This window comes from Streptomyces sp. AMJ-169 (assembly GCF_055597585.1).
In genome coordinates this window covers 459,623-477,141 of sequence record NZ_JBVLTJ010000004.1, presented here as the reverse complement: position 1 = coordinate 477,141, position 17,519 = coordinate 459,623, and the positions used below count along the sequence as shown (strand labels likewise).

Here is a 17,519-nt window from a genome sequence, read left to right as displayed (position 1 = left end):
GTCATGAAACCGTTCCCCCGCGCCCCCCACAGCCCCTCCGACGACCGAACCCTCCCGCTCCTCCTCCTCGCCGCCCAGGCCGCAATCCTGCCCCTCGCCGCCCCCGGCACAACCGCCGCCCTGCTGCTCGCGGTCCTCCTCGGCGGAGCCGTCCCGACCGCGCTCACTCTGCGCCGCCGGCACCCGGTCCTCGTCCTCGCGCTCGTCGCCTACGCCTGCGCGATCGGCGCCGGCCCCCTGCCGGCCGGCGCGGTCGCCGTGTACGGAACGGCGGGTGTCGCCCTCGCGCTGTGGACGGTGGCGGACCAACGGGGCACGTTCACCGGGCTGTTGAGCATCACCACCCTTGCGCTGTGGCAGCTCGGCCACGGCATCACCCTGCACGGCCTCGGCATCCGAGACGGCCTCGACGTCGTCCTCACCGCTCTCCTCTACACGGGCGCAGTCGCCACCGGCCTGCGTCACCGTGCCCGCCTGCGCGCCCGGCAGGCCGAGGAGCAGCGTCTGCGCCGCGCGGAGAGTGAACGGCACCGGCTCCCGGCGGCCGAACGGCGGCGTATGGAACGGGAGTTGCACGACGTCAGCGCGCATCACCTCACGGCCGTCGTCATCACCGTCGACGCTGCCCTCGGCCTGCGCGAACGCCGGCCCGAACTCGTCGGCGAGGCACTGGAGTTCGCCGCCCGCACCGGCCGCGAGGTCACCCGGGCCCTCGGCGCCGTCCGCGCTCCCGCCCTGGGGCCTGACGACCAACCAGCCCCGCAGCAAAGGCTGTTGTCCCTGATCGACGGCTTCCGGGACGTGGGGCTGCCGCTCGACGCGCAGGTGGACGCCCTGCCCGATGGCACGGTCGCCGACGCCGTTTACGGCATCGTCCGTGAGGCCCTCACCAACGTCGCCCGCCACGCCTCCGGCGCCGCCACGACGGTCCGTTGCCGGTACGGCGACACCCGTACCGAGGTCGTCGTACGCAACGCGGCCCCCGAAGTCCCGGCGCGCGGGGCGGGGTTGGGTGGGGGGCGGGGGCAACTGCTGCTGCGTGCGCGGGCTCGGGAAGCGGGTGGCACGCTTGTCAGCGGTCCGACCGAGGGCGGGGGGTGGGAGGTGCGGGCCGAACTGCCGGGGCGGATCTCCGGGAGTGCGATGGACGTGGTGTCCCGGTCCCGGCTGGTGGCCCAAGTCGTCGTGGCCGTCGGGGTGTTGGTGCAGCCGTTCCCGGTGCTGGTGATCTGGCAGGAGCAGCGCGCCGGTACGACCGTCTCCGCCGGTGCCCTCTTCGCGCTGCTCGCGACCGCCCAGGCCGCCGCCCTGCTGTGGCTGCGCCGCGCGCCTCACCTCACCCTGGCCGCCTTGCTCGCGCTCGCCGCGCTGTGGCCGGTCGCGGCGGACGCGGGGGCGTACGGGGGGCCGGCCGTGCTGCCATACGGGCTCGGCATGGTCGCCACGTGCGTGGCCCTCGCGGGGTACGCGGCTCGGGTGGGGGTCTCAAGTCGGCTCGTCTGGTGGGGTGTTGTCGCGGCGGTGGTGCATGTCGGCCTCTCCGGCGGTGACTTCGGAGTGGTCGTGGTCTGTGCTGTCGGTCTCGCCTGTTGGGGCGGGGGCCGGCAGGGGCGTCGTACGCGGTACGCGCGGCAGCTTCATGAGGGGCGGGTGGCCGCTTGGGCGGAGGCCGCGGTGCGGGATGCCTGGGGTGAACGGGTGCGGATCGCGGGCGGGTTGGAGACGACCGTGCTGGCGCGGACCGCCGAGGTCGTGCGGGAGGCGGAGGCCGGGCGGCTCGACGCGACGGCCGAGCGGGCGCGGGCCGCGCTGGGCGCGATGCGGGCGCTGCTCGACGCCGTGCGTGCCGACGGACAGCCCGCCGAACTGCATCCGCAGCCCACCCTTCAGGCCCTCGACCTGCTCGCCCGGCAGTGGCGTGCCACCGGGCGCGAGGTGGAGGTGCGGCGCGCCGAACGCGTTCCCGAACTGCTGCCCGCCGCCGTCGACTTGGCCGCCTACCGCGCCGCCGAGACGGCCCTCGCGGCGGGCGGCACGGCACCGGCCGTGCTGCTCTTCGACCTGGACGGCGGGGAGTTGACGCTCACCGCCACCGGGATCCCCCTGCGCCCCGGCCTCCAGGACCGGCTCGCGGCCCGCGCGGCGGTGCTCGACGGCACCCTGACCACCGAACCGCCCGACGGCTTCCGGCTGCGCCTGCCGCTGGAGCCCGCCCGCAGTGACGAGGAGAACCCCCGATGACCCTGAGCGTGCTGGTCGTCGACGACCAGATCGTCGTCCGCGCCGGATTCGCCGCCGTGATCGACGCCGAACCCGGTCTGACGGTCGTCGGCGAGGCCGGTGACGGGGCCCAAGCGGTGCGGCTCGCCCAGGAGTTGGCGCCGGACGTCGTCGTCATGGACGTCCGGATGCCGGGGCTCGACGGCATCGCCGCCACCCGGATCATCACCGGACGTGAACATCCGCCGAAGGTGCTCGTGCTGACCACCTTCGACCTCGACGCGTACGTCTTCGACGCCCTGCGCGCCGGGGCCTCCGGGTTTCTGCTCAAGGACGTCCAGGTCGCCGAACTCCTCAGCGGGATCAAGGTCGTTGCGACCGGCGAGAGTGTCCTCGCGCCCTCGGCGACCCGGCGGCTCATCGCGCACTACGCCGCCGGACCGCCCGTCGGCGCCCCGCCCGGTGACAGTGGCCCGCTGGGCGGTCTCACCGAACGCGAGCGCTACGTCCTGACGTTGATCGCCGCCGGGCTCAACAACGCGGAGATCTCTGATGAGTTGGGGATCACCGTCGGCACCGTCAAGTCCCATGTGAACGCCCTGCTGCGCAAACTCGGCCTGCGCGACCGGGTGCAGGCGACGATCCTCGCCTACGACCTGGGCCTGGCCCGCCCCAATCCGCCCGAGAGCCGCTGAACCCAAGGAGTCCTGCGATGAACAGCAACGTCAAGATCCGCGCCGCCCTGACCGACGTCTTCGCCCTGATCTACCTGGCCGTCTGCGCGATCCTGCTGATCGGCACCTTCGTCATCAGCGCCCTCGACGACAGCGGCGAGTCCATGGCCGGCGTCGTCCCCGCCTTCGCCACCATGCCGCTCAGCCTGATCATGCTCGTCCTGCCGGACGGACTCGCCTTCATGGTCGCCGCGATGATCCTCGGCGCGCTGGTCAACGCGACCGTGATCGGCTGGTGCGCGCGGACACTCCGAAAGCAGAGCCAGTAGCTAGGCGTCCAGCTCGCACACGTCGTGCGTCTCCCACTCCGGGAAGGGATCCTCGTCGACCGTCTCGCCGGGCGCCAGCAGGCAGACGGACAGCGCGAGTTGCAGGGCGTCCGCGTCCAACTGGGTCCCGATGAACACCAGTTCCTGCGCGTACGGCGCCTCATGGTCGCGTGCGGCCGACGGTTCGAAGCGGGCTACGGAGCCCGCCTGCGACCACAGACCCGTGACGTGCGCTCGGCTGGCCAGCGTGAAGAAGCCCTTCGAGCGCAGGACGCGGCCGTACCTCCCGCTGTCCAGGCTCTCGGTGACGAAGTCCCACAACCGGCCGGGGTGGAAGGGGAGTTCGGAGCGGAACACGGTCGAGGAGATGCCGTACTCCTCGGTCTCCGGGACGTGGTCGCCGTTCAACTCCCGTACCCAGCCCGGCGCTTGCTGGGCGCGCTCCAGGTCGAAGCGGCCGGTGTCCAGGACCTCGCGCAGCTCGACGCGGCTGTGCGTGGCGTCGACGACGCGGGCCACCGGGTTCAGCCGTACCAGCGCCGCGCGCAGCCGGTCCGCGTCGGCGGGGGAGACCAGGTCGAGCTTGTTCAGGACCAGCACGTCCGCGAACTCGACCTGGTCCACCAGGAGATCGCTCACCGTCCGCTCGTCATCCTCGAACGGGGCGAGGCCGCGCTCGGCGAGTTCGTCGCCGCTCGCCAGCTCGGTGAGGAAGTTCGCCGCGTCGACGACCGTGACCATCGTGTCGAGCCGGGCCACGTCCCCGAGGGTCGCGCCGTCGTCGCGGGCGAAGGCGAACGTGGCCGCGACTGGCAATGGTTCTGAAATTCCGGACGATTCGATCAGAAGGTGATCGAAACGGCCCTCCCTGGCCAGCCGGTCCACCTCCTCCAGCAGATCGTCCCTCAGCGTGCAGCAGATGCAGCCGTTGGTCATCTCGACCAGCCGCTCCTCGGTCCGCGACAGCGCTGCCTCGCCGCCCCTGACCAGGGCCGCGTCGATGTTGACCTCGCTCATGTCATTGACGATCACCGCGACGCGCAGGCCCTCGCGGTTGGTCAGGACATGGTTGAGCAGCGTGGTCTTGCCCGCGCCGAGGAAGCCGGAGAGCACGGTCACGGGGAGGCGGTCGTACGGCGCCATGGCGTGGGTCAGCCTTCCGGGTGCAGCAGGCCGCGTTCGTACGCCCTGACCAGGTTCTGCGGGACGAGGTGCTGGACGCCGTCGACCGTGACCGGGACCAGCGCGGGGACGGTCGCCTTCCACTGGGCGCGGCGGTGGCGGGTGTTGCTGCGGGACATCTTGCGTTTGGGGACGGCCATGGGGGCTCCTCGGTGCGGCGGGGTCGGGCACCGAGGACGCTATATGAAAATGGTTCCCGTTAGCAATCGGGAGGTGCTGCCCGACCGCCGCACCCCGCGCCCGCTACGCCTCCTCCTCCAGCCTGAACCCCACCTTCAGCCCCACCTGCCAGTGCGCGACCTCCCCGTTCTCGATCTGCCCGCGCACCTGCGTCACCTCGAACCAGTCCAGGTTCCGCAGGGTCCGCGAAGCCCGGCTGATTCCGTTGCGTACGGCCTTGTCGACGCTCTCGGGGGAGGTGCCGACGATCTCTGTGACCCGGTATGTGTGGTTCGACATGGTTCCACGGTGCCTCACACCGGCGGACGGCGCGACAGGGACAGCGCGAAGCGGCCCTCGGCGTCCGTCCACCAATGGGTCAACTCCAGCCCGGCCGAAGACAGTTCGGCGCCCACCCCCGCCTTCCTGAACTTCGCCGACACCTCCGTGCGCAGCTCCTCGCCCGCCGCGAAGTCCACCGCGAGATCCAGCGCCGGGATCTTCACCGTCTGGGCGGTCCTGGCGCGCAGCCGCATCTCGATCCACTCGTTGCGGGCGTCCCAGAGGGCGACGTGGTCGAAGGCGTCGGGGTGGAAGTCGGCGCCCAGCTCGCGGTCGACTACGGCCAGGACGTTCTTGTTGAACGCGGCCGTCACACCGGAGGCGTCGTCGTAGGCGCGGACCAGGGTCTCCTCGTCCTTGACCAGGTCGGTGCCCAGGAGGAACGTGTCGCCGGGGGCGAGCAGGGAGTGGATCGACGACAGGAACTCCGCCCGCTCCGCCGGGATCAGGTTGCCGATCGTGCCGCCGAGGAAGGCGACCAGACGGGGGCCCGGGGTGGCGGGGAGGGTGAGGGGGGCGGTGAAGTCGGCGATCAGGGCGTGGACGGCGAGCCCCGGGCGCTCGGCGATCAGCGCCTCACCGGCGTGGGTGAGGGCGCTCTCGCTGACGTCGACGGGGACGTACGTCTCCAAGTCGCCCATGGCGTCGAGGAGATGGCGGGTCTTGTCGGAGGAGCCCGAGCCCAGTTCGACGAGGGTGCGGGCGCCGGCCGCCGCCGCGATCTCGCCCGCGCGGGTCAGGAGGATCTCGCGTTCGGCGCGGGTCGGGTAGTACTCGGGCAACTCCGTGATCCGGTCGAAGAGTTCGCTGCCCCGGGCGTCGTAGAACCACTTGGGCGGCAGCCATTTCGGGCTCGCTGTAAGGCCGCCCCGTACGTCGGCGCGCAGGGCCGCGTCGGTGGCGCCCTCGGGCAGGGTGCGGGTGAGTGCGAACGGGCTCACGGGCGGTGCTCCTTCGGTGCTGCGAGGTCCTTCAGGGGGGTGAGGAGGACCTCCGTGCGGGTCGCGGTGAGCAGGGTGCGGTCGGGGACCTCACGCCAGCCGGCGCCGTCGTCGTACGGCTCGGACGCCGCGGTCGTCGAGCGGCCGGGGTCCGAGCGGTACCAGAGGGTGTCGCCCCAGGCGGTCGCCAGGATCGAACTTCCGTCCGTGACAAGGAGGTTGAGGCGGGAGTCGGGGGCGGCCTCGGTGATCTCCAGGACCGTTCCCGCCAGTGCCTGGCCCATCTCCTGGCCCGCTTCCAGACGCGCCAGGACCAGGGCCCACACGAACGCCGAGTCGGTGCGCGCCTCCAGGGACAGCAGGCGGGTGCCCGGGACCGTCTCCGCGAGGGTGCCCATGGAGTGCGGCCAGCCCATGACCGACCCGTTGTGGCTGAACAGCCAGGGCCCGTCGGCGAACGGCGCCGCCGCCGCTTCCCCGTCGGCGCCCGGCCGGGTCGCGTCGCGCACGGCGGCCAGGAAGGCGGTCGTACGGATCACCCGGGCCAGGTCCGGGAACGAGGGGTCGGCCCAGATCGGGCCCGAGCGGCGGTAGCGGGCGGGGAGCGGGTCGCCGGGGGCGTACCAACCCACCCCGAAACCATCGGCGTTGACCGTGCCGTACCGCTGGCGGCGGGGGGCCCAGGACTGGCGGTGCAGGCCGTTCGGGGGGTCGGTGATGAGCTGCTTGAGCGGCAACTCATCGCCCACGTAAGCGATATGACGGCACATCAGATGTCTCCGTCGCGGGCCGTGCGGAAGCCGGAGAAGATCTGGCGGCGGATCGGATAGTCCCAGTTGCGGAACGTGCCCCGGCAGGCGACCGGGTCCACGGCGAACGAACCGCCGCGCAGGACCTTGTGGTCGGGGCCGAAGAACACTTCCGAGTACTCCTGGTACGGGAACGCCTCGAAGCCCGGGTAGGGCAGGAAGTCGCTCGCCGTCCACTCCCACACATCGCCGATCAACTGCCGTACGCCGAGCGGTGATTCGCCCTCCGGGTAGCTTCCGGCGGGGGCCGGGCGCAGGTGGCGCTGGCCCAGGTTGGCGTGGCCGGGGGCCGGGTCGGCGTCGCCCCACGGGTAGCGGCGGGAGGTGCCCGTCGCCGGGTCGTGGCGGGCCGCCTTCTCCCACTCCGCCTCGGTGGGCAGCCGGCGCCCGGCCCAGCGGGCGTAGGCGTCGGCCTCGTACCAGCAGACGTGGACGACGGGCTCGTCCGCCGGGACCGCCTCGGTCACGCCGAAGCGGCGGCGCAGCCACTGGCCGCCGTCGCCCTGCCAGAACAGCGGTGCCCTGATGGCGTGTTGACGGATGTGCGCCCAGCCCGCCGGGTGCCACCAGCGGGGGTCGTCGTAGCCGCCGTCCTCGATGAAGCGGAGGTAGGCGCCGTTGGTGACCGGGGCGGTGTCGATGTGGAAGGCGGGCACCTCGCGGCGGTGCGCGGGGCGTTCGTTGTCCAGCGCCCAGGGCTCGGAGTCGGTGCCCATCGTGAACTCCCCGCCGGGGACCAGGACTTCGGCCGGGCCGGTGAACAGCGGCACCGGATCGGGGTCCGGAGCGGTGAGCGCCTGGGGGCCCTTGCGGAGCTGATGGGTGATCAGCATCGTCTCGTCGTGCTGCTGTTCGTGCTGCGCGATCATCCCGAACGCGAAACCGGCCTCGGTGAGCCGGGTGCCGTGCAGGTCGGCCTTCTCCAGCAGGTCGAGGACCCGGCCGCGGACGTCGGCGGCGTACCGGCGGGCCTCGGCGGGCGGCAGCAGCGGCAGGCTCGGCCGCTCGGAGCGCGGGTGCTCGAAGGCGTCGTACAGGGTGTCGATCTCGGGGTGCATGGGGTCCCGGCCGCCGACGTTGCGCAGCAGCCAGAGTTCCTCCTGGTTGCCGATGTGGGCGAGGTCCCAGACCAGCGGGGACATCAGGGGGGAGTGCTGGGCGGTGAGGTCGGGGTCCTCGACGCAGGAGGTCAGGAGGGTGGTGCGGGCGCGGGCCGCGGTGAGGGTCGTCAGGGCTCGCTCGCGCAGGGCCTCGGGGTCTTGGGCCGTCATGAAAGGGTCTCCTTGCGGTGCACGTCCGCGCGGGTCAGCTGGTCGAGGAGGTCGTCGGCGGGGCAGCGGCCCGGCAGGACGTAGCGCTCCAGATAGGTGTGCACGGCGTCGGTCACGGCCGGGCTCGCGCCGAGCCGGGGCAGGGCCTCCACGGCGGCCGTGAAACACGTGAGCGCGGCTTCGTGCAGGTCGCGGTCCGCCAGGCCGAACCGGGCCGCGGCCGTCCACAGCGGGTTGTGCGGGGCCGGCAGCTCCCCCGTGCGCTCCGTGAGCGGCTTGACCGCGCGGTAGGCACGTTCGGCCGCCTCCGGGTCGTCGAACAGGGCCGTCGTCACCGCCAGCGGCACGATCCAGCCGTCGTCGCCGGGCTGCGCGTCGATCATGCGCAGCTCCAGGTGGCCGCGCGGGCGCACCGGCGGGAACAGTGTGCTGATGTGGTAGTCGAGGTCCGCGCGGGTCGCGGTGCCCTCGCGGGTCCAGGCGCGGAACGTCAGGTCCTCGGGGACCTCCCACGGCCCGCTGTCGCGCCGTACGCACATCACCGGGGCGTCCAGGACGTGCCGGGACCAGGCGTCCCGGGGGGCGCGGGTCAGGTCGGGGCCGCCCGCGCGGCCCGCGCCGATCTCCATCCACAGCAGCTGGCGGGTCGAGCGCCAGCCGGTCGGACGGGCGCCCAGCAGCGGGGAGTTGGCGAACGCGGCGACCAGGACCGCGCCCAGGCTGTGCGCCAGCCACCAGCGGCGGGTCAGGCCCAGCGGGCCCGGTTCCTCGTACCCGGCGTCCAGGCAGACCTGCACGGACGCGGAGGTGCACATCATGGCCCGGCCCGCCGGCCCCGTGCGGTCGAGGCAGGCCTCCATCGCGTCGTAGCGCGGTTCGCGCAGGAAGCGGCGGGGGGTCTGCCAGGGGTCGGTGCCGATGCCGGCGAGGGCCAGGCCCTGCGCGGCGAGCGCCGCGCGGACGGCCGTGAGGTCCGACGAGACCGTGTCCACGCACTCCATCAGCGACGCGGCGGGCGGGGAGCTGAGTTCCAGCTGGCCGCCGGGTTCCGCGGTGAGCGCGGAGCGCAGGGGGACGGCTCCGGCGGCGGCGTACGCGGTTTCGAGGCGTTCTCTGGAGAGGGGGAGGTGGGGGGCGTGCAGTTCGTGGACCAGCCATTCCACTTCCACGCCGACGGATCTCGGGGGGCCGGTCTTGAAGCAGATGCCTTTGACCAGGGCTTCTACCTCGGCCTCGGTGACGGCTGTGCGGGGTTCGGTGTGGGCGTTCTGCGGGTCGTGCGGGGTTTCCCGCGCGCGGGCCGGCTCTGGGGTGCGGGTGGTTTCTGGGGGAGCGTGGGTACTTTCCGTACAGCCACTCGGCGAATCGGACATTCGGGACCCTCCTGAGGTTCCACCATGCCATCGGTCCGGCGATCGCGACCGCCGGGCCCGGAAAACACTCGTTCCACCCAAGACCTTCTTTCCGGATCGCACAAGGGTGCAATGCGGGGCGATCGGTGCCCGGTCGCCTTGCTTCCTTGGCGTTTCCGGGGTGTTTTCCGATCGTTCTCGGGGGTGGAAATTGTGTTGCGGGGTGGTTGTGGGGGTGGTCAGGATTGGTTGTATGAGCACGACAGGGGGAGCTTCGCGGTGCGTGCTCGCGGCGTCCACGGGGGTGATGCCGTGAGTGCGCGGCTGCGGGGGATCGCTAAGGAGACCGAGCGGATCGTGGGGGCGGGGGGTTATCTCGCGTCCGGCGGGCGGTGGGTGCCGGTGGCGGTTGAGGGGGCGTGTGCGGGTACGCGGATGTTCGGGCCTGGGCCGGTGGGGTTTCCGCAGCCGGCCACGTTTCCGCAGTCAGCCGCTTTTCCGCCGCCGGTGACTCTTCCGTCGTCGGTGCTCACGGGTACGACCGTCGTCGAGGTCACCGGTGAGAGCAGCCTCGAAGCCGCCCGGCGCCTGGCCGACGAGCGTGTGGCGGTTCTGAACTTCGCCTCCGCGCGCAATCCCGGCGGCGGATATCTCAACGGCGCGCAGGCCCAGGAGGAGGCTCTTTGCCGGGCTTCCGCGCTCTACGCGTGTCTGCGGGAGGCTCCCGAGTTCTACGCGCATCACCGCGCGCATCGGGACCCGTTCTACACCGACCGGGTGATTCACTCACCGGACGTGCCGGTGTTCCGGGACGACAGCGGGGGGTTGCTGGAGGAGCCGTTCCGCGTCGGCTTCCTCACCGCCGCCGCGCCGAACGCCGGGGTGGTGCGGCGGACGATGCCCGAGCGGGTGGGTGAGCTGCCGGGGGCGCTGGCCGCGCGGGCCGAACGGGTCCTGGAGGTGGCCGCCGGGGGCGGGTACCGGCGGGTCGTGCTCGGGGCCTGGGGGTGCGGGGTGTTCCAGAACGATCCGGGGGAGGTGGCTGGGGCCTTTCGTGGGGTGCTCGGGGGGCGGTTCTCGGGGGTGTTCGAGCGGGTGGTGTTCGGGGTGCTGGATCGGACGGTGGGGGCGGTGGTAAGGGGGGCGTTCGAGGGGGTGTTTGCGGGGTGGGGGGTCGGGGGAGCGGGGGCCTAGGGAGTCGTCCTTCAGAAGAGCTGGTCCTTAAGGGGCCGTTCGCCAAGGGGGCACCCTGGGGGCCGTCCCTCGGGAGGGCTGGTCTCTAGGGAGTCGCCTCCTGAAGGGGCACTCTAGGGAGACGTCCCTCAGGAGAGCTGGTCTCTAGGGAGTCGGCCCTCAGAAGAGCTGGTCCTTAAGGGGCCGTCCGCCAAGGGGGCACCCCGGGGCTGTCCCCCAGGAGAGCTGGTCCCTAGGGTGCTGCCTCCCGAAGGGGCACCCTAAGGAGCCGTCCCCCAAAGGGGCACCCCAGGGCGACGGCTCTCAAGCAGCCCCCCTCACGTCCAGCCATACCGCTCATGCAGCCGCTGGCGTACGAGGTTGAAGCGGCCCCGGTCCAGTGCGCAGGCCTCTCTGCGCATGCCCTCGTCGTGGAGGCGCAGGACCCTGTCGACGTCCACCCAGGAGTCGCGGCCCGAGCGGTCCCAGGGGCCGTTGCCGATGGGGACCCACTCCCGGTCGGCGTCGTGGCGCTTGCTGGAGAGCTGGACGGCGAGGACCGTGCCGGCGTGCTCGCGGGCGACCACCAGGACGGGGCGGTCCTTGCCGCGGCCGTCGTTCTCCTCGAAGGGGACCCACGTCCACACGATCTCCCCGGGATCGGGGTCGCCGTCGTGCGCGGGCGCGTACTCGGTGCGGACCCGGCCCACCTCGCGCGGATCGGCCTCGGTGGTGGCGGTGGGGCCGAAACGGCCGGGGACGTCGTCTTCTTCGGTGAACGTACTCACGGGGGCACCTTAGAGGACCTGCCCTTCGGGTACGTCGGACGGGGTTGGGTCCAAAAGACCTGTGCCCATGCGTCTGCCCCGTCCGTATGTGTCGTACGGCTACCGGTTCTTATCGCAGTGCATCTGGCTTCAGCCCGGTGGTGAGGCGATCCTGAGGAGCGCTCTGCCCCTCCGTCTGTGTGCACGGGCCGCGTTGTGACTGGAGCTGCAACCAGCTTGGACAAGGCAACCTTCTGCGGGGAGTTCACCAGCTTCAGTAGGGTGATGGGCATGTACCTTCGGTACGGCTTCCGCCTGTATCCGAACGGTCCTCAGCGCTCAGCGCTGGCTAGGGCGTTCGGATGTGCGCGGGTGGTCTACAACGATGCGCTCCGTGCTCGTGAGACCGCCCGCGCCGCAGGTGAGGCATTCTTGAAGACCGGGGATCTGTCCAAGCTGCTGATCACCCAGGCTAAGCTCACCGAAGAGCGCGCGTGGCTCGGCGAGGTATCCGCTGTCGTGCTCCAGCAGTCCCTGCGGGACCTGGATGCCGCGTACCGGAACTTTTTCGGCAGCCTTAAAGGCAAGCGCCCGCGTATGGGAGCGCCCCGCTTCAAGAGCCGCAAAGACAACCGGCAGGCCGTACGGTTCACCGCGAATGCCCATTGGAAGATCACCGCTGGAGGGGACCTGTCTTTGCCGAAGATCGGAGACGTACGGGTGAAGTGGTCCCGCAACCTCCCTTCGGTTCCCTCTACGGTGACCGTGATCAAGGACGCGGCCGGAAGGTACTTCGCGAGCTTCGTCGTGGAGACCGGCCCCGTCGCGTCGGCCGAGACAGATCAAGTCGTCGGCGTCGACCTGGGGTTGGGGCATTTCGCCGTCCTGTCCGACGGCACGAAGATCGACGCTCCTCGCTTCCTGCGCCGGGCCGAGAAGAAACTCAAGCGCGCGCAGCAGGCTCTCAGCCGTAAAACGAAGGGCTCGAACAAACGAAGGGCTCGAACAACAGAGACAAGGCCCGCATCAAGGCCGCCCGCGCTCACGCGCGGGTCGCCGACGCACGGCGCGATTTCCATCACCAGCTCTCCACCTGGCTGATCCGTGAAAACCAAGCGGTCGCGGTGGAGGACCTGGCGGTGAAAGGGCTCGCCCGTACGCGCCTGGCCAAGTCTGTGGACGACGCCGGATGGGCTGCCTTCGTAGCGATGCTGGAGTACAAGACCGCGAAGTCCGGCCGCGGTTTCCATCGCATCGGGCGGTTCGAGCCGACCTCCCAGGTCTGTTCGCGGTGCGGAGTCAAGGATGGCCCCAAGCCCCTGCACATCCGTGTGTGGGAATGCATGGCTTGTGGGGCCGTTCTCGACCGGGACATCAACGCGGCGGTCAACATCGCCAAGGCCGCCGGACTGGCGGTCTCAGCCTGTCGAGCGCAGGTAAGACCGGTACTCGTACCGGCCCAGCGCGGTGAAGCAGGAACCCACCGAGACGGTCAGCCGACCGTGGTAGGAATTCCCGGCCTTTAGGCCGGGGAGCGGAAGTCAATCCTTGTCCACCGGCACCTTCTGCCCAGCAGCCACCGGAGCCACCGGAGCCGTCTGAGTCGCCGGCGCCGCGTCCCCGTTCAGCCCCGAACTCCCCCCAGCCTCCTGCCCGTTCTGGTTCATCGACGACAGCAACTGCCGCGCCAGCCCCAGCCCCGTACCCCCCATCGTCAACGCCTTAGCGAACAACTCGCCCATCCCGTCAGCCCCGTTGAGAAGGACCATGTTGTCGACGTTGCCGAAGGCGGACGCGCCCGCGCGGACGATCTCCGGCCAGTTCTCGGCGAGTTGCTGGGCGACGACCGCTTCCTGGTTGTCGGCCAGAGCCGCCGCCCGCGCTTTGATCGCCTCGGCCTCGGCGAGCCCCTGCGCCCGCGCCGCCTCCGCCGCCGCGAGCCCCTTCGCCTGCGCCGCCGCCGCTTCCGCCTCACCGGTCGCGAGGGTCGCCGAAGCGCTCGCCGCACCCCGCGCCTTCGTCGCCTCGGCCTCCGCCACGGCCGCCTGCTTGACCCGGTTCGCCTCGGCGATGGCGGCCAACTCGGTCTCCTTCGCCTTGGCTTGGGCGGCCGAGATCCGCGCGTCGCGCTCGGCCTCGGCGAGGGTGCGCTTCTCGTACGCCTGGGCGTCGGCCGGCTTGCGGACGTCGGCCTGGAGCTGCTGTTCGCGGCGGTGCGCCTCCAGTTCGGCGACGCGGGTCTCCTGCACGACGACCTCCTGGCGGGCGCCGGCCTCGGCAAGTGGCCCCGCCTGCCGGGCCTTCGCCGCCGCGTGATCGCGCTCGGCCTGGTAACCGGCCTGGAGGATCTCGCTGTCGCGGGTGGCCTCCGACATCCGCGCGGCGGCCTGCTGCTCCGCCTCGGTGGCCAGCCGGTTCGCCTCGGCCTGCGCGATGCGCGCGTCGCGCTGGACGGCCGCCGCGTGCGGCATCGCGAGGTTCTGGATGTAGCCGGTGGGGTCCTCTATCTCGTGGATCTGCAACGAATCGACGATCAGCCCGAGTTTCTCCATCTCCGTCCCGCACGCCGCCCGGGTCTGCCCGGTCAGCTTCTCCCGGTCCCGGATCATGTCCTCGACCGTCAACCCGCCCACGATGGACCGCAGATGACCGGCGAACACGTTGTGCACCCGCTCCGACATCAGCCGCTGCTGATCCAGGAACCGGCGGGCCGCGTTGGCGATCGACACGAAGTCGTCACCCACCTTGAAGATGACAACTCCCCTGATCTTCAAGGGAATTCCCTGGAACGTGACGCACTCCACCTGGAGATCGGTCTCGTTGAGGTCCAGCGACAGCTTGCGCACCGCCTGCACCCCGGGCAGCACCAGCGTGCCGCGCCCCGTGACGATCCGGAAGCCCATACCCGCCTCGAGGCCCTCGGTCCGATGGTTCGAACCCGAGATGATCAACGCCTCGTTGGGCTCGGCCACCCGCCACATCATCTTGAACACACCGATCAGCGCGAGAACGACGACAACCGCCGCACCCGCCACGACGCCGACGAACATCGGCACGCCCCCTTTGCCTGGTGCCCTGTCGGCACCGAACGAGGGGAGTGTGCGCCCGCCGCGAGCCCGGGAGAAGAGCCCGGCCGATCTTTGTCACAAGCTTGACGAATACGGCTCTCACCTGCGACGAAAGTCGCTCAACTGCCGTACGCGGGGCCCAGGTCACCGTACGCGGCGCTCACGTAGACCGTCCGGGGCGGCAGATGCTCCACCACCGTCACCAGCGCCCCCGGCTCGATCCGCGCGCCCGGGTCCACCGGGTACGCCAGGAAGTGCTCGGCGCCGCCGCGCACCCGGACGATCACCTCGCCGACGAGCCCCGGCCCGATCGTCCCCGTCACCCGCCCCATCAGCCCGATCAACGACGCGTCGTCCATGGCCGCAAGCGTACGGGCCGGGGCGGCTTCCGGGGCCGTCCACAGCCGCCGTACAGGAAGTTCCATGCCACGGCGAAACCATTGACGTGTTTCGGTCACACCCCTACCTTCTGCTGACCGACGTCCCGAACCCTGTTCGGCGCGTCGAACCCTGAAGCCTTAGGGAGAGCCGCACATGACCCCACATCCCCCCACCCGCCGCAGCCTGCTGCGCGCCCTGGCCGTCGTACCCGCCGCCGCGCTGGTCCTCGGTGAGCTGCCCGGGCTGCTCGGCACCGCCCTCGCCGCCGCGCCCGCGAGCGGTTCGGCGAGCCGCTACACGATCGTGCCGTTCCTCAACAGCAACGACGGCACCGTCAACGTCTACCAGTCGGACGACGCCACCGACTTCCGGCTGGTGCAGTCCTCCGCCTACACCCCGCCCTCCAACCGCATCCGCGACGCGAGCGTGTTCAAGCACACCGACGGCTACTACTACCTGACGTACACCACCCACACCTGGCAGGACGTCTCGACGACCATCGGCTTCGCGCGCAGCGGCGACCGGGTCAACTGGACGTTCCTGTACGACTACACGGTCCCGATCGCCAACCTCTCGCGCGCCTGGGCGCCGGAGTGGTTCGTGGACAGTGACGGCAGCGTCAACGTCATCGTCTCCTGCTCGGTCACCAGCGACGAGTGGATCTTCACCCCGTATGTGCTGAAGGCCGCCAACTCCGCGCTCACCGCCTGGAGTTCACCGGTCGCGCTGTCGGGGATCGGCACCAACCACATCGACACGTACATCGTGAAGACCGGCTCGACCTACCACGCGTTCACGAAGAACGAGACGACCAAGTACATCGAGTACGCCACCGCCTCCGCGCTCACCGGCCCCTACACCCTCTCCAGGACCGGCGACTGGGCCGGCTGGGGCAGTTACCGCGAGGGCCCCTCGGTGATCCAGCTCGACAACGGCGCCTGGCGGATCTTCTTCGACGGCTACGGCGACGGCAACTACTACTACAGCGACAGCTACGACACCTTCGCGACCTGGTCCGCCCCGAAGGTCCTCGCCTCGATCTCCGGTACCGCGCGGCACTTCACGGTCATCAAGGAGACGGTCTCCGGCGGCCCTTCGCTCACCAAGAACGCCACCCGGTCCCTCCAGTCCGCCAACTACCCCACCCGGTACTGGGAAGAGCAGTCCGCACTGCTCAACTTGCCTGTCCTGACCAGCTCCAGCGCCACCGCCGACAAACAGGCGGCGACCTTCACGGTCGTGGCGGGCCTCGCCGACTCCAACGGCTACTCCTTCCGGAACGCGGCGGGCAACTACCTTCGCCACTACGACTTCCGGGGCCGTTTCGACGCGAACGACGGCACCACGACCTTCGCCCGCGACGCGACCTTCATCGCCCGCACCGGCACCACCACCGGCGCCGTCCGCTTCGAGTCGTACAACTACCCCGGCTACTACCTGCGCCACTACAACTACCAACTGAGCGTGGCCCTTTCGGACGGCACGGACCTGTTCCGGCAGGACAGCTCGTTCGTACCGGTGACCGCCTGGGCCTAGCGGCCAGGGATGCGTACGACGCCGTCGGCGCCCTTCGTGGAAGGGTTCCGGCGGCGGTTGCGTGATCGCGCAAAGTCGGTGTCGGGGAATCGAAGATCTGCGGAACTCCTGGACCGGACCCGCACGTTGGCCCAGATGTGAAAGCCGAACACGTCCTGGTCGTCTCGCTCCGCAAATCGGGAACGCATCTCCTCAAGGAGGTGATGTCCGGGTTCGGCTACGTCCTGAACGGGGCCGTGGCGTCGGCCGGGACCCCGCCGCGCCCGCTCGGCCGCGAGACGGCGCTGAGGGTGCTGCGCGCGGTCCACACCCCGCAGGAGATCGCCGAGTTGAGGCGGTCCACGGACCGGGAGGCGACCGCGCGCGCCGTCGACCGGGCGGTCACGGTCCTCAACCGGGCCTGGTCGAAGCGGCTCGGCATGCCGGGCACGGCGCAGCCGGACGGCGACGCGGAGACGGACCGGCTGACGGCCAGGGAACTGTCCCGCCAGTCGGGTTACCGCTTCGCCGACACCCCGGGCGGCGTCTGCTGGTTCACCCACGACCTCGACCTGGCCCGCGCCGACGAGCGGTTCCTGCTCGACTGGGCGCAGACCGGCACCCCGCGCATCATCCTCAACTACCGTGATCCGCGAGACGTGTTGCTCTCCATGGTGAACTTCCTCGCCGAGAAGGACACCGCCCGCCTCGGCGGCTTCCCGGAACACGTCGTGTACGGCGACATCCTCAAGTCCGTCCAGGACCCCGCCGAACGCGTCCGCATCGCGCTCACCGACCCCGACTGCCCCGGCGCCGCCTCCTTCGAACGCGCCCTGTGGCTGCTGCGCCACCCCAAGGTGTGCAAGGTGTCCTTCGAAGCGCTGGTCGGCCCCGAGGGCGGCGGCTCCACGGCGACGCAGCACGCGGAGATCGAGAAGCTCGCCGGCTTCCTAGGCCTGACCGACACCCTTGGCCCCGCCGACCAAAAGGCCCTGGCCCAAAGGGTGTTCAACCGAGACTCCTACACCTTCCGCACCGGCCGCAGCGGCGGCTGGCGCGAACGGTTCACCCCCGAGCACCACGCGCTGTTCGAGCAGCGGTACGGCGGCCTGCTGCGCCAGTACGGCTACGAGTGACCCCCCCCACAGACCCCCGGGGACACCCTGTCCCCGGGTCATGAAGCACCATCCCCCACGAAAGGAACAGCGACATGACCACCACCCTGCTGGCCCCGCCCGTCGAGGAGATCGACATCGACGCCGAGACCGCCGAGTTCGCGCAGGCGCTGGAGTCGGCCACGACCTCCACCACCTCGCTGTACATCTACACCCAGTGA

At 70.9% G+C, this 17,519-nt stretch carries 19 protein-coding genes; 9 read left to right on the top strand and 10 right to left on the bottom strand.

What is annotated here, in order from left to right; translation table 11 throughout:
- The first annotated feature begins 3 nt into the window (after window positions 1–3).
- The 3 genes from ACYUD3_RS12715 to ACYUD3_RS12705 are packed head-to-tail and all read left to right on the top strand — an operon-like array spanning window position 4 to window position 3,223.
- Window positions 4–2,241, top strand: coding sequence for a sensor histidine kinase (locus ACYUD3_RS12715; protein ID WP_470968174.1), 2,238 nt, complete (start codon window positions 4–6; stop codon window positions 2,239–2,241).
- Window positions 2,238–2,915 (top strand): response regulator, encoded by a 678-nt coding sequence (locus tag ACYUD3_RS12710; protein WP_470968172.1) that lies wholly within the window; start codon window positions 2,238–2,240, stop codon window positions 2,913–2,915. Before ACYUD3_RS12715 ends, ACYUD3_RS12710 begins: the two co-directional genes overlap by 4 nt.
- Window positions 2,916–2,932: 17 nt before the next feature.
- Window positions 2,933–3,223 (top strand): SCO4225 family membrane protein, encoded by a 291-nt coding sequence (locus ACYUD3_RS12705; RefSeq protein WP_470968169.1) that lies wholly within the window; start codon window positions 2,933–2,935, stop codon window positions 3,221–3,223.
- Here ACYUD3_RS12705 and ACYUD3_RS12700 read toward each other — a convergent pair whose 3' ends face one another.
- From ACYUD3_RS12700 to egtA, 7 genes are all read right to left on the bottom strand, one after another.
- Entirely contained in the window at window positions 3,224–4,366 is a 1,143-nt protein-coding gene (locus ACYUD3_RS12700) for a GTP-binding protein (RefSeq protein ID WP_470968167.1), read from the bottom strand. It abuts the gene before it with no gap.
- Between the two features lie 8 nt (window positions 4,367–4,374).
- On the bottom strand, window positions 4,375–4,545 hold the full coding sequence (gene rpmF / locus ACYUD3_RS12695; RefSeq protein ID WP_470968165.1) for a 50S ribosomal protein L32: 171 nt from the start codon (window positions 4,543–4,545) through the stop codon (window positions 4,375–4,377).
- Between the two features lie 103 nt (window positions 4,546–4,648).
- Window positions 4,649–4,864 (bottom strand): dodecin, encoded by a 216-nt coding sequence (locus ACYUD3_RS12690; RefSeq protein ID WP_470968162.1) that lies wholly within the window; start codon window positions 4,862–4,864, stop codon window positions 4,649–4,651.
- Window positions 4,865–4,878: 14 nt separating this feature from the next.
- Window positions 4,879–5,847 carry an L-histidine N(alpha)-methyltransferase gene (gene egtD, locus ACYUD3_RS12685; protein WP_470968159.1) on the bottom strand — a complete coding sequence of 323 codons (969 nt, stop codon included), beginning with the start codon at window positions 5,845–5,847 and terminating at the stop codon, window positions 4,879–4,881.
- Window positions 5,844–6,617 (bottom strand): ergothioneine biosynthesis protein EgtC, encoded by a 774-nt coding sequence (gene egtC, locus ACYUD3_RS12680; RefSeq protein ID WP_470968156.1) that lies wholly within the window; start codon window positions 6,615–6,617, stop codon window positions 5,844–5,846. Before egtC ends, egtD begins: the two co-directional genes overlap by 4 nt.
- Window positions 6,617–7,927 (bottom strand): ergothioneine biosynthesis protein EgtB, encoded by a 1,311-nt coding sequence (egtB, locus tag ACYUD3_RS12675; protein ID WP_470968154.1) that lies wholly within the window; start codon window positions 7,925–7,927, stop codon window positions 6,617–6,619. The genes egtC and egtB overlap by 1 nt, the downstream gene beginning before the upstream one ends.
- Window positions 7,924–9,300, bottom strand: coding sequence for an ergothioneine biosynthesis glutamate--cysteine ligase EgtA (gene egtA, locus ACYUD3_RS12670; protein ID WP_470968152.1), 1,377 nt, complete (start codon window positions 9,298–9,300; stop codon window positions 7,924–7,926). The genes egtB and egtA overlap by 4 nt, the downstream gene beginning before the upstream one ends.
- A 291-nt stretch (window positions 9,301–9,591) precedes the next feature.
- On the opposite strand from egtA, the gene ACYUD3_RS12665 reads away from it, so the two are divergent.
- Window positions 9,592–10,473: a TIGR02452 family protein gene (locus ACYUD3_RS12665; RefSeq protein ID WP_470968149.1), complete on the top strand. Its 882-nt coding sequence runs from the start codon at window positions 9,592–9,594 to the stop codon at window positions 10,471–10,473.
- A gap of 317 nt (window positions 10,474–10,790) precedes the next feature.
- Here ACYUD3_RS12665 and ACYUD3_RS12660 read toward each other — a convergent pair whose 3' ends face one another.
- Complete coding sequence (locus ACYUD3_RS12660) at window positions 10,791–11,240, bottom strand: type II toxin-antitoxin system PemK/MazF family toxin (protein WP_470968148.1); 450 nt, start codon at window positions 11,238–11,240, stop codon at window positions 10,791–10,793.
- A 216-nt stretch (window positions 11,241–11,456) separates the two neighbouring features.
- Here ACYUD3_RS12660 and ACYUD3_RS12655 point away from each other — a divergent pair, with 216 nt between their 5' ends.
- On the top strand, window positions 11,457–12,320 hold the full coding sequence (locus ACYUD3_RS12655) for an RNA-guided endonuclease InsQ/TnpB family protein (protein WP_470968146.1): 864 nt from the start codon (window positions 11,457–11,459) through the stop codon (window positions 12,318–12,320).
- On the top strand, window positions 12,245–12,745 hold the full coding sequence (locus tag ACYUD3_RS12650; RefSeq protein ID WP_470968512.1) for an RNA-guided endonuclease InsQ/TnpB family protein: 501 nt from the start codon (window positions 12,245–12,247) through the stop codon (window positions 12,743–12,745). Before ACYUD3_RS12655 ends, ACYUD3_RS12650 begins: the two co-directional genes overlap by 76 nt.
- Window positions 12,746–12,760: 15 nt before the next feature.
- On the opposite strand, the gene ACYUD3_RS12645 is transcribed toward ACYUD3_RS12650, so the two are convergent.
- On the bottom strand, window positions 12,761–14,269 hold the full coding sequence (locus ACYUD3_RS12645; protein ID WP_470968509.1) for an SPFH domain-containing protein: 1,509 nt from the start codon (window positions 14,267–14,269) through the stop codon (window positions 12,761–12,763).
- Window positions 14,270–14,406: 137 nt separating this feature from the next.
- Window positions 14,407–14,646 (bottom strand): hypothetical protein, encoded by a 240-nt coding sequence (locus ACYUD3_RS12640; protein WP_470968144.1) that lies wholly within the window; start codon window positions 14,644–14,646, stop codon window positions 14,407–14,409.
- 175 nt (window positions 14,647–14,821) lie between these two features.
- On the opposite strand from ACYUD3_RS12640, the gene ACYUD3_RS12635 reads away from it, so the two are divergent.
- The 3 genes from ACYUD3_RS12635 to ACYUD3_RS12625 all read left to right on the top strand — a co-directional run bounded on the left by ACYUD3_RS12635 (window position 14,822) and on the right by ACYUD3_RS12625 (window position 17,519).
- Window positions 14,822–16,204, top strand: a complete 1,383-nt coding sequence (locus ACYUD3_RS12635) for a glycoside hydrolase family 43 protein (protein WP_470968141.1) — start codon at window positions 14,822–14,824, stop codon at window positions 16,202–16,204.
- Between the two features lie 137 nt (window positions 16,205–16,341).
- Entirely contained in the window at window positions 16,342–17,319 is a 978-nt protein-coding gene (locus ACYUD3_RS12630) for a hypothetical protein (protein ID WP_470968139.1), read from the top strand.
- Between the two features lie 74 nt (window positions 17,320–17,393).
- Entirely contained in the window at window positions 17,394–17,519 is a 126-nt protein-coding gene (locus tag ACYUD3_RS12625) for a hypothetical protein (protein WP_470968136.1), read from the top strand.

What these genes read in the sequence shown, in the direction of transcription:
- ACYUD3_RS12715 (WP_470968174.1), top strand. Translation starts at nt 4, where the DNA reads ATGAAACCGTTCCCCCGCGCCCCCCACAGCCCCTCCGACGACCGAACC.
- ACYUD3_RS12710 (WP_470968172.1), top strand. Translation starts at nt 2,238, where the DNA reads ATGACCCTGAGCGTGCTGGTCGTCGACGACCAGATCGTCGTCCGCGCC.
- ACYUD3_RS12705 (WP_470968169.1), top strand. Translation starts at nt 2,933, where the DNA reads ATGAACAGCAACGTCAAGATCCGCGCCGCCCTGACCGACGTCTTCGCC.
- ACYUD3_RS12700 (WP_470968167.1), bottom strand. Translation starts at nt 4,366, where the DNA reads ATGGCGCCGTACGACCGCCTCCCCGTGACCGTGCTCTCCGGCTTCCTC.
- rpmF (WP_470968165.1), bottom strand. Translation starts at nt 4,545, where the DNA reads ATGGCCGTCCCCAAACGCAAGATGTCCCGCAGCAACACCCGCCACCGC.
- ACYUD3_RS12690 (WP_470968162.1), bottom strand. Translation starts at nt 4,864, where the DNA reads ATGTCGAACCACACATACCGGGTCACAGAGATCGTCGGCACCTCCCCC.
- egtC (WP_470968156.1), bottom strand. Translation starts at nt 6,617, where the DNA reads ATGTGCCGTCATATCGCTTACGTGGGCGATGAGTTGCCGCTCAAGCAG.
- egtB (WP_470968154.1), bottom strand. Translation starts at nt 7,927, where the DNA reads ATGACGGCCCAAGACCCCGAGGCCCTGCGCGAGCGAGCCCTGACGACC.
- egtA (WP_470968152.1), bottom strand. Translation starts at nt 9,300, where the DNA reads ATGTCCGATTCGCCGAGTGGCTGTACGGAAAGTACCCACGCTCCCCCA.
- ACYUD3_RS12645 (WP_470968509.1), bottom strand. Translation starts at nt 14,269, where the DNA reads ATGTTCGTCGGCGTCGTGGCGGGTGCGGCGGTTGTCGTCGTTCTCGCG.
- ACYUD3_RS12640 (WP_470968144.1), bottom strand. Translation starts at nt 14,646, where the DNA reads ATGGACGACGCGTCGTTGATCGGGCTGATGGGGCGGGTGACGGGGACG.
- ACYUD3_RS12635 (WP_470968141.1), top strand. Translation starts at nt 14,822, where the DNA reads ATGACCCCACATCCCCCCACCCGCCGCAGCCTGCTGCGCGCCCTGGCC.
- ACYUD3_RS12625 (WP_470968136.1), top strand. Translation starts at nt 17,394, where the DNA reads ATGACCACCACCCTGCTGGCCCCGCCCGTCGAGGAGATCGACATCGAC.